The 14,476-nt window shown below is 36.0% G+C and carries 12 protein-coding genes; 5 read left to right on the top strand and 7 right to left on the bottom strand.

Annotation, left to right across the window (positions count from 1 at the left end; all coding sequences use genetic code 11):
- Positions 1-143: 143 nt before the first annotated feature.
- From F6K23_RS23710 to F6K23_RS23700, 3 genes are all read left to right on the top strand, one after another.
- A complete protein-coding gene (locus tag F6K23_RS23710) occupies positions 144-365 on the top strand; it encodes a hypothetical protein (RefSeq protein ID WP_293160378.1) in 222 nt (73 codons plus the stop codon).
- A 1,018-nt stretch (positions 366-1,383) separates the two neighbouring features.
- Positions 1,384-3,573 carry a serine/threonine-protein kinase gene (locus F6K23_RS23705; RefSeq protein WP_293160376.1) on the top strand — a complete coding sequence of 730 codons (2,190 nt, stop codon included), beginning with the start codon at positions 1,384-1,386 and terminating at the stop codon, positions 3,571-3,573.
- A 992-nt stretch (positions 3,574-4,565) separates the two neighbouring features.
- Positions 4,566-5,117 (top strand): hypothetical protein, encoded by a 552-nt coding sequence (locus tag F6K23_RS23700; protein WP_293160374.1) that lies wholly within the window; start codon positions 4,566-4,568, stop codon positions 5,115-5,117.
- A 345-nt stretch (positions 5,118-5,462) separates the two neighbouring features.
- Here F6K23_RS23700 and F6K23_RS23695 read toward each other — a convergent pair whose 3' ends face one another.
- The 3 genes from F6K23_RS23695 to F6K23_RS42070 all read right to left on the bottom strand — a co-directional run bounded on the left by F6K23_RS23695 (position 5,463) and on the right by F6K23_RS42070 (position 7,512).
- Positions 5,463-6,404 carry a GMC family oxidoreductase gene (locus F6K23_RS23695; protein WP_293160372.1) on the bottom strand — a complete coding sequence of 314 codons (942 nt, stop codon included), beginning with the start codon at positions 6,402-6,404 and terminating at the stop codon, positions 5,463-5,465.
- 307 nt (positions 6,405-6,711) lie between these two features.
- Entirely contained in the window at positions 6,712-7,173 is a 462-nt protein-coding gene (locus tag F6K23_RS23690; RefSeq protein ID WP_293160370.1) for a transposase, read from the bottom strand.
- 150 nt (positions 7,174-7,323) lie between these two features.
- Positions 7,324-7,512 carry a transposase gene (locus F6K23_RS42070; protein WP_367267799.1) on the bottom strand — a complete coding sequence of 63 codons (189 nt, stop codon included), beginning with the start codon at positions 7,510-7,512 and terminating at the stop codon, positions 7,324-7,326.
- 14 nt (positions 7,513-7,526) lie between these two features.
- On the opposite strand from F6K23_RS42070, the gene F6K23_RS23685 reads away from it, so the two are divergent.
- Positions 7,527-7,781, top strand: a complete 255-nt coding sequence (locus tag F6K23_RS23685) for a hypothetical protein (protein WP_293160368.1) — start codon at positions 7,527-7,529, stop codon at positions 7,779-7,781.
- Between the two features lie 435 nt (positions 7,782-8,216).
- Here the strand turns inward: F6K23_RS23685 and F6K23_RS23680 are convergent, their stop codons facing one another.
- Together F6K23_RS23680 and F6K23_RS23675 are read right to left on the bottom strand one after the other, a co-directional pair.
- Positions 8,217-9,767 (bottom strand): diguanylate cyclase domain-containing protein, encoded by a 1,551-nt coding sequence (locus F6K23_RS23680; protein ID WP_293160366.1) that lies wholly within the window; start codon positions 9,765-9,767, stop codon positions 8,217-8,219.
- 466 nt (positions 9,768-10,233) lie between these two features.
- Entirely contained in the window at positions 10,234-11,640 is a 1,407-nt protein-coding gene (locus F6K23_RS23675) for a GAF domain-containing sensor histidine kinase (protein ID WP_293160364.1), read from the bottom strand.
- A gap of 210 nt (positions 11,641-11,850) precedes the next feature.
- On the opposite strand from F6K23_RS23675, the gene F6K23_RS23670 reads away from it, so the two are divergent.
- Positions 11,851-12,189, top strand: a complete 339-nt coding sequence (locus F6K23_RS23670; protein ID WP_124146716.1) for a DUF3155 domain-containing protein — start codon at positions 11,851-11,853, stop codon at positions 12,187-12,189.
- Between the two features lie 503 nt (positions 12,190-12,692).
- On the opposite strand, the gene F6K23_RS23665 is transcribed toward F6K23_RS23670, so the two are convergent.
- Positions 12,693-13,226, bottom strand: coding sequence for a cofactor assembly of complex C subunit B (locus F6K23_RS23665; RefSeq protein ID WP_293160362.1), 534 nt, complete (start codon positions 13,224-13,226; stop codon positions 12,693-12,695).
- Between the two features lie 205 nt (positions 13,227-13,431).
- Entirely contained in the window at positions 13,432-13,809 is a 378-nt protein-coding gene (locus tag F6K23_RS23660) for a PadR family transcriptional regulator (protein ID WP_293160360.1), read from the bottom strand.
- Between the last annotated feature and the right edge of the window lie 667 nt (positions 13,810-14,476).

The raw sequence follows: 14,476 nt of genomic DNA, 5'->3' as shown, positions 1-14,476 counted from the left end.
TCTATCCACACTTTCTCGCCTTCAATCTCTCGACCTCCCCTTCTCCCCACACTTCCCACCCCCAAACATAAGATAAATATTCAACCGGATTTTATATTAAAAGTAGTGGGAGCATCTTGCTCCCTTGCTCGTATCTTGCTCCCATGAAGCAGCACTATTCATCCCCATCTACTCATTACGCTAGCAGCACTAAGGACTACCAAATAAATAAAGGGTGGTGGTGCATAGTAATGGTAAAGGAAGTGTGGGGAGATGGGGACCCACCCGCGCACCCCTCCGGTGGAGGGGAATGTGGGGAGATGGGGAGTGTGGGAAAAATTAAAAAATATATATCCTCACCATTACCATGCAGGACTACCAAATAAAGAAAATCAATGGTTACTTCAATTTCTTGGTGTTTCCTGTGACAAATATTATTTACTTTTCTCATTAAACCTGTAGAATGTAGATGACAAAATAATTTCCACAAACAAACAGGAAATTGTCAATTTATCAAAATAATATGGGTCACGCAACCCCGCCTTTTAAGGCCAAATATTTTTGGAGAGTTGCTCAAATCCCCTACTTCCCCTCCTGGGAGGGGGAGGGGCGAGGGGTGGGTTAACTTCTGACTTCTGACTTCGTTAAGCCTTCTTCCTGACTTTATAACTTAATAACTTAAATTGAGATGACTATAAGACATCTCCAATTAATAAAAAATCAAATCAATTATCGCAATAGATACATCAATTATTTCCCCCTACTCCCTACTCCCTACTCCCTATTTTGTATAAAATTTCTGATCAATATCCTAGAGTGATGAATATCCTAGAATAAAGTTTTTATTTTGGCATTGAAGAAATACCTTTGAATAATAATATTAATCCCCCAATTAAAATTGCTACTGCTAAACCACCGCTCAGTAAATCAAGCCAACCACTATTTTCCATAATTAAACTCAATTAAGTTCTTAACAAATTCTATACCATACCTATTTGGTTATAGTCAATACTAACTCAACTAATAATCATTAAAATTTTATTTAATTTACTCGTTTTTATGAGAATTTGAGTAAATTATAGATACTATAGTATCTATGAGATTTTTATAAAATAAAAAAAATATATTAAGCATTCAACTAGCTAGCAGTCAGCTTTTAGCTGTTTCATAAATAATGAATATACACTGCGAAGGTCAAGGTTAGTTTTTTTTCCAATACTTTAAATTATCCTGAAATCTCTCAATACTAATTCCTACTATAAAGGTAATGAATTAATAGCTGATAGCTGAATGCTGACCGCTGTTTGCGCAGCATCCGCAGGAAATGCTTACAAAATATATAACAAATCTGAGGAAGAAGCAGTACAAATTCCTATTAAGTATTAAATTTACTAATTTTTTTCTATGAGTTATTGCCTCAACTTACATTGCCAACAACCTCAAAATCCCAACGATTTAGAATTTTGCCAAGCTTGCGGTTCAAAATTGTTACTGCGAGGACATTATCAAGTAATTAAACCTATTGGCAATGGCAGCTTTGGCAGGACTTTTTTAGCAGTGGATTTAGATAGATTTAATACACCTTGCGTAGTCAAACAATTTTTTCTACAAAATCACAACTTAATGTCTACCGAGAAAGCATCAGAATTATTTAAAAGAGAAGCAGAGCAACTATTAAAATTAGGAGATAATCCTCAAATCCCCACTTTATATGCTTACTTTGAAGATCAAGAAAATCTTTATTTGGTAGAACAATTTATCGCCGGGAAAACTCTTCTCCAAGAATTAGAAGAACAAGGTGTATTTAGCGAGAATAAAATCTGGGAAATATTATTAGAATTATTACCATTATTAAAGTTTATTCATGAAGAACAAGTAATTCATAGAGATATAAAACCAGAAAACATATTACGATTTAAGACTTCACAATCACCAGAAAAAAGAAAACATAAATTAGTCTTAATAGATTTTGGCGTTGCCAAACTAAATAGTCAGGATTTTGCTAGTGAAATGGGTACTATGACTGGTACAGTAGGATATGCTCCAATAGAACAAATACGTGGAGGTAAAGCATATCCAGCTAGTGACCTCTACAGTTTAGGTATGACTTGTATTCATTTGCTAACTCAAATAGCACCTAACCAACTATTTGATCCATTTAGTGGAGAATTAATCTGGCGATCGCATCTAGTTCAACAAGGCAGAAAAATTAGTTATCATCTAGAAAAAGTCTTAGATAAATTAGTTAAAGACCTAGTAAAAGAAAGATATCAATCAGCTACAGAGTTACTAACAGAAATTTCCCAAACATCAACTCTGAATATTAACCAAACAACTCAGGTTGATCGAGCAGAAAAAAAATCTTTAGAAGAAATACAAACTACTAAAGAAGTGCCGGATAAAGTGCCTCATATCAGTATTATTGTACAAGCAGAAGTAGAAGCATGGAAAAATAGACAAGATTTAGCAGAATTAACTGAATATAAGCGGGAAAAAATATTTCATAACGATACCGAAAGCCACTATCAAAGCACTCAAACATTATCAGAAAATCGACATATTAACTATCAATCAAAACCACTGAATAATGTCATAGAATTTGAAAATAAAAAAGCAAATTTATCTTCAACAAAAACAAAAATTAGAAACTATTTAAAACTCTCTCAGTTATGGAAAAGCGTACAAATTATCCAAGAGCATAACGCTTCTGTAAACACAGTAGCTATCGGTCCCCATGGTTTTACTTTAATAACTGGCAGCGATGACAAAATAATTAGACTATGGAACCTCAAAACAGGACAACTTTTGCATAAATTTTTAGGTCACACTGCCGAAGTATATGCAATAGCTATTACTGCTGATGGCAGAAGAATTTTCAGTGGTGGAGATGATAGAACAATATTAGCTTGGAATTTACAGAAAAAAACAATTGCAGACAGATTTTATAGCTATTCAGGTTCTCCTTATAGTCATCGGGGTGGTGCTATTTTGTCAGTAGCTATTAGTCCAGATAATGACACTGTAATAAGTGGCAGTGCTGACCATACAATTAAACTTTGGAATCAACGTAATGGAGAATTACTTTGCAGATTACACGAACATTTAGATAAAGTTTTCTGTGTCACTTATGCCAAAGTTAATCATACTGGTACGGCAAAAACTTATCCTCAAAATCAAATTTTTGCTAGTAGTAGTGCTGACAGTTCCATCAAAATTTGGCAAGCAAGTACTTGTGCGAGTCTGAAAACTTTGAGGGGACATTCTGGAGGAGTATATTCAGTTGCTTTTACTTCAGATGCTCAAGCGATCGCTAGTGGTGGTGCAGATCAAACTATCAGACTCTGGGATGTTCGCACAGGTGAACTACTGAATATATTCAGAGGTCATTCTCGTGCAGTTTTGTCTGTTGCTATTAGTCCCGATAGTCAAATTCTTGCTAGTGCAAGTCTAGATGGTACGGTTAAATTGTGGAATTTGCACACTGGAAAATTATTAGATAGTCTTTGTGGTTACCATCCAGTGCAATTTACTCCAGATGGTCAAACTTTAGTTAGTGGCGGTGAAGGAGGTCGGATTTTAATTTGGAAGTTGTAGAACCCATTTGGGATCTTCATAAATATCAAGTTTTTTTTAGCTAGGAGTCAGGAGACAGGAGACAGGAGTTCAAGAATTAAGAATTTAGAATTAAGAATTTAGAATTAAGAATTTAGAATTACCTCTCCTTGAAAAGAAGAGGATTGACTAATCATGAAAAATTTTTTCTTTTTTCCCCTTAAAAGGGGAGGCACATACCCACAATTTCTCGGTAAGAGGGAAAAGGGAAGAGGTAAGAGGGAAGAGGGAAGATGTGGGGAGAGATAATACAAAAAATTCAACACTCCTTCAGATGATTTTTCCTCAGAATTGATGCGCGAAAAGACTTGACTACCATAATTATATAGATCTCAAATGGGTTCTATAGTAATACTAACAGGAATTACGCAAATTGACTTTGAGACCACCATCTGTAGGGGCGAATGGTATTTGCGCTCCGCAAAGCTCCGAATGGCGTCCTCGCTATAGAAGCCATTTGGTATCTTTGCCTGCGTAAAATTGATGTAGTCAAAAAATATATCCAAATTGATAGAAGTACGTTACGTTTGCGCGATAGAACTCCGTTCCGCTGCGCGATAAAACTACGTTACGCTAGCGCGAACGCACTTCCACTCACTAATCCTCTTTTTCATTTTAATCAGCACCTACGCAGAGCGAATTACTTACTTCAAAAATACACGAAAATTTCTTCACAAGCAACCACCCTATATCTCTTATATATCAATACTTTTAATGAATGGCCAAGGAAAGTCCGTTTGCACTCAAATTATCCCCATTTTTCCCCCTAAATAGCTCATTTCAACTTTTTTGGGAAAATTGAGTTTAAATTCCAAATATATTTGACAATATTTTATAAGTTTAATTTATGAAAATGTTTTTTTACCAATTATTAAACCTTAAAAAGCTTACAGATAAAGCTTTTCAGAAGAAAAAACAGGAAGTATATTTTCTATAGAACTCCTGAGTGGTATCTTTGCACGCGGTAGGGGTTTTTGGCAAAGGAGTCAAGAGCTAGAGAAAAAGTTATACGTACCGTGATGGTATTGATTGCTTCTATAGTTCTATTTTCCGCTAATGTTAACCCGGCAGAAGCTGGAACACAAGACCCAGTATCTCTAACGGGCGAGTGGTTAGGAACTTGGACGAGCCTTAATGCTACCCAATATAACGGTACTATTGAGATTTCGATGACTCAAGATGGCGAAAAAGTTTTTGGTACCTCATTAGTAGGCAACACAAAATGTTTTCCCGACCGCACTTTTGAAGGTACACTCTCAGGCAAATATGACAACTTTGTCAATTTGCAGTTATATGCTGATCAAACCCCGATCAGCAAACTTTGGGGTGCCATAAGTAGAACCAAGAATGCTATAAGTTTGGTGTATAACTTTGACACTGACACGTCTGATTGTTACGGGGATGTCCGAACAATGTTCATCTCTAAGGTTCAGGACTATTCCAAGATTCAGGGATTTAACTTCCCTGGCGGGAAGTCCCGCGCTCTCCCGAAGGGGAGGGTCGTATGGTCAAGCCTGGGCCAATAGTCGGATACCTCCACAAATAAAACCTTCCTATACCCTTGACAAGCTAGGAGGTATGCATGTTATCATCAAGGTTAATACAGGGGGAGGACATCACCTCTGTCAAAACAGCTGTCATTTTTTCATGACTGAAGAATCCCGCGTTGTCGCGCTATGCGCAACGTCGGGAGTATGTCAAAAGTCTCCGCAAGTATAATCTTAGGATTTGAACTGGGTTCAACTTAAATGGAAAATCTAAATTTCAGCCATTCAATAAGATATTTAGATTTTTCATTATTAGGAACACAAGAGATTTTTTAAACATCCTCTTAGTGCTTTATACTTCGGTTTCTGATAAGATTCTGCTCACTACCATCTCTCAAGACTATAGGGATATATTGGAACAGTTTTGTTCTCGGGAATAGAAAATCCAGCGCTAACAAAAAGGTCGTCATGCAAATTCTTGCCTACTTCTTTCCCATTGACAACTACGTCAATATCAAATTTTCCTAACTCAGCTTCATCACCAATACCTGAAAGCATCAAGATTTTGGGAGTTGCAATTGCACCAGCACTCAGGACAATCTCATTTTCCACATCTACAGAATATTTATTTTTACCCTGAACATATTCAACACCAACTGCTTGAGTACCCTTGAATAGAATTCGGGTTACAATGGCTCGGGTTACTAAAGTTACATTTTTATATCTCTCTGGTAAAAAAGTCGTGTAACTGGTTTCACGGCAAAGTAGGGAATCTAATGTAATATTGTTGAACTGAAATGAAGCGTATCCATATTGACTCTCGCTGGTATTGTAATTGGGGTTTTCAGGTAAGCCATACTCTTTAGCAGCAGCAAATAAATCGTTAATAAAATCATCTGTCTGACCCACCAAAACTTCCATGGTTTTCTCTACACTTTCAAAGTATGGTAGTACATCATTCCATGACCAACCCGGTGCTACCTCACCCCAAGCATTAAAGTCAGACTGACCTCCTCTAACATAGACTGTGGCATTATGTAATGCAGACCCACCTAGAACTTTTGCTTGAGCTAGCTTGATGACACGATTATTTAAATTTGGTTGCGGTTGTGACTTATAACCCCAATCAATCTCGGGATATTTTTGTAAGACTTCAAACCAATAACTTGGAGTAAACATCTCGATGGGATTTGGTGGAGTTCCCCCAGCTTCGATGAGGAGAATACTTACATTTGAGTCAGAAGCAGCAAGCTTTGAGGCCACTATGCTCCCAGCAGAACCTGCACCAATCACAATATAGTCATACATAGAATTGATTTCTGTCATCTTGAATACTCCTAATTTTCCTGGACGCTATTAAACGGATATAATATGAAAATAATTTTGTCAACTTGCTGGTCTACAACTTATAGAACCCATTTGATATCTATATAATTATGGTAGTCAAGTCTTTTCGCGCATCAATTTTGAGGAAAAATCATATGAAGGAGTATTGAATTTTTTGTATGATCTCTCCCCACATCTTCCCTCCTGTCTCCTGTCTCCTGTCTCCTGTCTCCTAGCTAAAAAAACTTGATATTTATGAAGATACTATCCGGGGTTCTATAGAACCCCGGATAGTATCTCTAAAAATTTAGGCGATCGCTAATCTCTTAAGCATGAGCCGTACAAAACAAAGATTGACCTTGGCCGTGGCATTTTCTAGAGTTCTTTCAAAGTTTTTGGCCAAGCTTTTACATCTTTCCATCCAGGAATTAGTTCTTTCTATGACCCACCTTGCTTTTACTGGCACAAATCCTGTTTTTCCAAGATTCTCTTTCTCTGCTTTCGAGGGTTTTGGTGAGAGTTTAAATCTAATCTTAGTCATAATTGCGGGATAGATTTTCTTTAACTCCTCGATCAATTTTTGAGGATGATATCCATTATCAAGTAGAATCGTTACTTTGGGAATGTTAACAGGTTTGGATTTGAAGTAATCAATATTGTCTGACAACATTTCTATTAATCCCTGATCGTCAGATATATTGGCTTTGCTGCAATAAGTAAAAAAAGGAAAACCGAGACTATCTACCGCGCTTATGTCGCTTAATTCCATTCGTTGATTTGTAAAAACAAAATCATGATTGAGTCTAAACTTGCATTACAAGTATTTTTCACTGCCTGTGAATCAATGATCATTAAAGTTGTCCATTTGGCTTTTTTTTTACTTGTTGGCGCACTTGACCATGCAAAACATCTCTAATCTTCAAGGGTTACCCCTTCTGTTCGCCACTGAATGTAGCTGCCAAAACACTGTGGAATAAGGAGGTAAGTCCTTAGGTAAATCACACCAATTACAACCATTCTTGAGTTGGTAGAGGACACCATCCAATATTTGTCTTTTACTCCATTTTGTCGGACAAGTTTTCTTCTTTTTTGGTATGGGATGGTTCAATAAGAACCCATTCTTTGTCTGTCAAACTGCTTGAATATGGCATTTACCCAACTGTTGTTTATGATAATTGGCGATCGCTCTTAGGAACGGAGTTCTATCGATACTTAACTATATACGTTTTCCTCAAAAGATACCAAATGGGTTCTATAGTAGAAGGAAGAAGAAAGGACCGAAGTTGGAAAAATCTGGTGTTGTCAGAAAAGAAGATGATTGAGAGAATGATATCGATCGCACCAATAATATCATGTCCGCTTAATAGCGCTATATAATAACCATTTCTGAATAATAATGCTATATTTGATTACCATCTGACTACTCCCTACCTCCCCATCTCCCTTTTCTTCAACATTGATAAGGAGGTAGTGGTGCATTGTAATGGTATAACCAGTGGGAGGATCTTGCTCCCTTTCTAATTAGGGTTTGCTGATTAATTCTCAAAGTATTGACTGCTATTGACTTGAGCGTTTTTTTTGAAAAAAGTACCAGCTTTTCGGTGGAAAAAGCTCATGCATGCTAGTATTTTGGGATGATTATGACAGAAAAATTAAGGGACAATTTTTCCGACTACCTCCTCTAAATTCCCATTTCTCCTGTCTTCCCCTCCTGGGAGGGGTTAGGGGTGGGTTGGGAGGGGTTAGGGGTGGGTTGTCTCCTGTCTCCTGTCTCCTACTCCTACTAAAAGACTTTTGAGCGCAAAACCCTAATTAGTGGGAGCATCTTACTCTCTTTCTAAGTGTTGCTTGTCTCCACCTACCATTACTATGCAGGACTACCAAATTATTATTTTTCAGATAAGTTTGAGTATATTTATAATCATTGTTATCAAAAAAAACTATGCGATCGCGACCTTGTTCTTTCGCTTGATAAAGTGCTTTATCCGCTTTAGCTATTAAAGATTCTGAAGAATCTAGTTGAGTGGGAATAATACTTGCTATTCCTATACTTACTGTAATGTATTTCCTGATGTCAGAAGCACAATGATCGATGTGTAGTTGATGAATAGCTGTACGAATTAATTCTGCTACTTTTTTTACCTTTTTAGCAGATGTATCCGGTAAAATTATCCCAAATTCTTCTCCTCCATAACGAGCTACCAAATCTGCTGAATCTTTAACATTTTTACTAATAGTTTGAGCAATCTTTCTTAAACAATCATCTCCTGCTAAATGACCATAATAATCATTGTAATTTTTAAAATAATCTACATCACATAAAATCAAAGACAAAGGTGATTTTGTTGTGCTAAGTCTACGCCATTCTTTTTCTAAAAATTCATCAAAGTCACGACGATTTGCAATACCTGTTAAACCATCTAATTTGGCAAGTTTTTGGAGTTTCTGATTAACAATAATTAAAGCTGTTTCAGTTTTTTGTAAAGCCAAATTTTGCTTAGTTAGTTCTGCTTCTACTTGTTTTTGAGCTGTAATATCTATGATTAAACCTTTAATTGCTAAGATTTTGCCATCACAACAATAAATTCCTTTGCCTTGTTCCCAAACCCACTTTAGTTCTTGATTTGCTGTAATTATCCGATAAACTAACTGAAATGGTTGATGTTTTACTAGAGCTTTTTGTCTTTGTCTACAAATTAATTTTCGATCTTCAAGGTGAATTAATTGATTATAGGAAATTTGATTTTGAGTAAAATATTGAGATTGATAGCCAGTCAAACTATAACAACTATCGCTGACCAAATTCATCACTAAATGGCAGTCATGATTACTTTGGTAAACCATTCCTGGCAAGTTTTCTATGAGATTTTCTAGAGTTGATTTATGCTTTTTCACTTCATTTTCTACATTTTCTCTTAAGAGTATTTCTTCTTGTAAGATTTGATTTTGAGATTGGAGTTGTTTTTTTAATGAAAATATTTGCAAATGCAACTTAATTTTTGTTAAAAAGTCATCTGCTTGTATGGGAATCTTAATATTATCGAAATTCTCAATATTTAATTTTTGAATTTGATTTATTTCATTGTGTGTGTTTCCCATAAAAATTATAGGAATATTTTTTGTTAATTTTGAGCTTTGCAAAGATTGACAAATCTGCCATTTCTCTTTTTCCAATGATAAATTTATTAATATTAGGTCTACCGATATATTTTGTAATGTATTTAAAACTTTTTCTCTATTATTAGCTACTATAAACTCATAGTTATTGTCTTTCAATAAGCTAGATAATAATGTGAGGTTACTATCATTATTATCTACGATACAAATTACAGCTTCCGGATATACTTCTTGTAAATTATTCATTTTTATAAAAATCTATGAAATTAGTAAGTATGAAATATATTTCATACAAAACAGAAAAATAAAAAAAAACCTCTTGCCAGTTTTTGGGATAATTATATCCCCGTATATTTCAACAGCATAAATTTTCCTTCCCCACCTAATCAAGGTAAAATTCTGGCTGAAGAATCAAGCAAGAGGTTAAACTTTTAGATGCTCCTGATGTACTAACTCCCTAGATATTTCCTACGCTCCGACTAAGGAGTGGATTGTAGGAAAGCTAAACTCACTTACAAAGGTTTTTAATTCCCCTTGTAAAAGTTCAGAGTGTGTCTGTACTCTTCCATAATAAAACTTTTTTCCTCAAATGCAACTGGGTTATTACAATAGCCCTATTTTATTCATTGTGAAGATAACAATAAATAGGTAATGTTTAATCTCCAATTGAAATCAACAGTAAAATTACTATATATAGCTGAAAATACCACTCTTAATTTAGTACTTGTAACCATAAAACCACTGTAGTGCCACTATTAATTATGGCATCTTGCTGTTGTAAATCATGGGACAACCACTGAGGAACTACGGGAGAATATACTTTAATTTTGCCTTTCATTATATGTATTAAATCAAGAGCGATCGCTAATCCTAATCCTGTGCCTGGAATGTCCGTTTTAGCTTTTTCACCCCGATAGTTTCGTTCAAATAAATGTTCTAAATCTTCTGCTGGAATACCATAACCTGTATCGCTAATAGCTATTCCTAGCATTCCTTCTATTTCATTTTTGACTGATTTATCATCATCTTTTTGTGGAGCTGAAGTAGTCAACTTAATATAAATATTTCCCTCTGCTGGAGTATACTTCAAAGCATTATCAATAATATTACTTAAAACTTCTCGCAAAGCTTTATTATTAGCTTTTACTATAGGTAAATTCTCAGGAAAATCAACTTCTAAATCTATATGACGTTCATCGGCAATTGCTTTTGCAGAAATTAATAAAGGTCCCAAAACATCTTGTACTGAAACTGACTCTAAGAAATTAGACTCTGGCAAAAGTGGTAATGATTTGAATTCTCTATTAGCTTCCGTATAATAATCTATTACATTGTCATTTTCAGTGGTAGTTTGAGGATACTCGCTTTCCCCAGAAATACTCAAAATTTCTTCCCCAACCTCAACAGTTTCATCAATTTGTTCTATTAACTCTCTGAGGCGATCGCCTTCCCGTAAAATACTATTAGCAATATTCCAGCTTCTATCTTCTGGCAACAATCTTTTCAATAATAACTTACCAAAAGTTCGTAGTGCAGTTAATGGACTTTTCAACTGATGCAATATGTCGTGTATTATATCATACTGCTGGGCTTGTAGCTTTTGCTGTTGCTGAAATTGTTCCTTTAACCATTGAGAACGTTGATCTAATATACAAGCTATGGCAATAGTATGGGCTACTTGTTGAATTTGAGTTTTTTCCCGTTGATTCCATGGCCTACCTTCTCTTACTGTTACCAGTAATCCTATTACTACTCCATCATGGATTAAAGGTAAAACAATTTGACGTTGTTGCCAAGGATTACTTTCTGGCCATTTAGGGCATGACTCTGTTGTGCCAGTGCTTGCTTCTAAGAGCCAAGTATTTGTCCCTGTAGTTAAGGTTGTTGCTGATAGTTTCGGAAGATCCCCTAATACTTGTATTTCTGAGGTTGTTTTTAAGACTGAAGTTGCTTCCCCATCCTCAAATTTTTCTGGGTATGCAATAATGGGAATTAGTTTAGCTTCACCTCCTTCTACTAATTTTTCTGTCAAGTAAACTATACTTAAACATGCACCCCAACTAGATACAAGGGCTATTTGCGATCTGCAAAGTCTAATAAATTCTGTACTGGTTGGCATTAGCATTGGAGCTATTTGTGGGACTTTCCACTAGATATGGACTTTTTTGGGACTCTAAATATCTCAGAATCTTATAAGGTATCTTCATCAAAGTGTATATTTTGTATCAAAATATTAAAAACACTTGAGTTTTTCAACTAAAATTTATATAATCTTATCAAATTTGGTAGCCATAACTACACCCATCGGCTAACACAGGAGGTAAGGAAATTGGCTAGAAGACGTAAGCGCAAAAGTCGTCGTAGACAAGAAGGACGCAGGATTCTTGAGCAAGTGGCTCAGTATAGTATTGAAAGTGGCGAAGATAAACCAGTCACTGCAGCCCGTAAATTTATTCATGCCCAAGGTATTGTTCCCCCTGCTGTACTTCTAGTTAGAAGGAATGAGCATACTACGGATCGATACTTTTGGGCTGAAAAAGGTTTATTTGGAGCTCAGTACGTTGAAGAAAATCACTTCTTGTTTCCTAGTTTAAAGGTTTTGACTGAAGCTAAGACACCTGACAAAAAGCAAATATTTAGTTCTACTCCAAATATAATTAAAGTGTAAGGACATCATTAATTTAATGTTTTTTACGGGCAAATAAGAATGTCCTTGATTTTTGATGACCGCCTACAAATATCAACTTCTACTGAAATATTTAGTAGGTGAGTGGGTAATACTGAACTCGTACTCCCACCTAATTATAATTTAGTAGTCTTTAGTTACAGATTTGATAGCCTTATGTGCTCAATTAACTAGGATTTAAAGCTTCCATCTGCCAATGGACTTAAATCCTAAGTTTTTTTTTGAATCTCTCCCGTTATAACTTTTGGTTTTAGCGGGAAATTATTGCTTTGCTGATTCTTAAATAGGTTAAATCAACAGATTTGATTGACCTTTGTTCAAACTATGCCCACAATGAGCCTTTTTGACGATCTATACTACCAATCACTCGATCGGTTGACCAAATGAATTGCGACAACCTTGACCACAACCGAAATCCTATGGCAATACTATTGGTAGCTTATCAAAATAATTTATCTTAATCACTATTTATACTTAAAGTTTGATTATTGGTATGGTTTCAAGTTTATAGCTGTTTGTAAAGCTGTTAATTCGTCCCTATGAGCTGTGACAGAAATTAAACTTTTGACCCCAGAATCCTCAGTCAATATTCCTTCTAACTTTAGAGAAACTTGTTCTGGTCGTTTAGACTTTTGCCAATAAAAAATACCTGCTAAAGGAGATGGTAGCACTAGCCATAGATAGTATTGGCCATATTCAGGAACTAACATTGATAAAGCCAAACCAAAACATAAACAACCTATTGCAGCTAACAGGGTCAAGAAAAATGCCAAAAACAAACTCGGTCGAACTACTCCTTCAAATATTAGTTGATTCTCAGCTGCATTAGCACTAACAATTCGGTAGGCCCGATAGCTAAAATATTCTTTTAGCTGCTGTAAAAGTGAATCAGCTTCCCGATCAGCTATCAGTTTTAGGTTCTTAGTCCTATTTTTTACTGATGCTTTGATAAAAAAAACTAGACCAATGCTAGATAGAAGCGTCAGTACAAATGACGATACTAAAGCTGTATTATTCATACAATTTTAAATTTGAATGGTTTTTTTATGTGTTCTCTTTTACATAAGTTTACAACAAAAAAAAGACTAGCTGCTTTGTGACAAATATCAGCTAGGGTTTATACTTCTATTTAGATTTTATAGCTGAAAAATTGGCACAAAAATATTCTCAATGGGAGTATTGGCCATAATCAGCATCAAAATTGTCCTCACCTGCCTAGTCTATTTACAGAGTTGATGGTTGAATTTGGGGCCGAACATGACCATTATTAGTATATTCGTACCATAGTCGCGCTAAATCTGTAGCTTGAGAACGCCATTGAGGGATAACTTGATACATTCTCCGTGGACGTCCTCTTCCTTCTACTTTTTTCCAATAGCCAATAATTGTGCCTTGATCCTCAAGAAATTTCAGAGCGCCGTATAACACTGTGTCAGAAAGTCGATAAATAAGGTAGTCTCTTTCTAATTGACCAATAAGCTCAGTTCCGTAAGAGTCTCTCTGTAACAACACAGATAGGATATAGCACACTGCTAATTCTTTGTTTAGATAGACCGGAGGGGGACTTTGAAAAAATTGATAAATGTCCTCAAAAGAAGTCATCTGAATTTACCCACTCACTCTATCTTCCAATCTATCGTGCAAACCATTAGGCTGACCACTCATTAGAATTCTTCTAGTGTCGCTACGCGCAAGTCAAAAGTCAAAAATAAAAATTCAAAACCCAAAAGTGTTGATTGGTAAGGCTTTTAGGATTTTGTAACTGGTTAGTTATTTCTGCCATCCTGCACTAGTAAGTAAGTCAAAAGCAAGATAAATTGAGGATTTGTGGATGGGAATTTATTTGACTGTTAATTTCGCATCGGTTCTATTTATCTCAACGTTGGCCCTTGACCCGCGCTCTCCCGAAGGGGAGCGGAGGGATGGGAAAACCAATCAATAAGAGCGGTTCTTACAAGGGTATGCTATCATAAATAGAATTAGGCTGCTGGGCTAGCAGTTTCAGTCTGTGGAGCGCGCCTTTAGACCAGAAAGAGGTTTGGCCTCCTCATCAGGTGCTATGAAGCAGAAAGTCCTGAGCTGCGAGGTTTAGGAATCCCGCGTTCGTCATGTCGCGTAAGCGCAACGTCGGGAGGATGTCAATTACCGAAAAATTGGGGTAGGCGCCTCGCCGAGGCGCGGGCGACTTTCTATAATTGTGCTATAATGAAATTGGTTATGTACCCGCCTTGTCTCATAAATACTGTAGAAAAGAAGATGTTTGTCGAAA

It is taken from the genome of Okeania sp. SIO2C9 (genome assembly GCF_010672455.1).
GTDB lineage: Bacteria > Cyanobacteriota > Cyanobacteriia > Cyanobacteriales > Microcoleaceae > Okeania.
The sequence above is the reverse complement of the archived record's forward strand: the minus strand, read 5'-3'. Positions and strand labels throughout refer to the sequence as shown.

Bases quoted from the DNA above. Each gene is read 5' to 3' on its own strand.
- F6K23_RS23710 (WP_293160378.1), top strand. From the start codon at position 144: ATGAAGCAGCACTATTCATCCCCATCTACTCATTACGCTAGCAGCACT.
- F6K23_RS23705 (WP_293160376.1), top strand. From the start codon at position 1,384: ATGAGTTATTGCCTCAACTTACATTGCCAACAACCTCAAAATCCCAAC.
- F6K23_RS23695 (WP_293160372.1), bottom strand. From the start codon at position 6,404: ATGACAGAAATCAATTCTATGTATGACTATATTGTGATTGGTGCAGGT.
- F6K23_RS23690 (WP_293160370.1), bottom strand. From the start codon at position 7,173: ATGGAATTAAGCGACATAAGCGCGGTAGATAGTCTCGGTTTTCCTTTT.
- F6K23_RS23680 (WP_293160366.1), bottom strand. From the start codon at position 9,767: ATGAATAATTTACAAGAAGTATATCCGGAAGCTGTAATTTGTATCGTA.
- F6K23_RS23675 (WP_293160364.1), bottom strand. From the start codon at position 11,640: ATGCCAACCAGTACAGAATTTATTAGACTTTGCAGATCGCAAATAGCC.
- F6K23_RS23665 (WP_293160362.1), bottom strand. From the start codon at position 13,226: ATGAATAATACAGCTTTAGTATCGTCATTTGTACTGACGCTTCTATCT.
- F6K23_RS23660 (WP_293160360.1), bottom strand. From the start codon at position 13,809: ATGACTTCTTTTGAGGACATTTATCAATTTTTTCAAAGTCCCCCTCCG.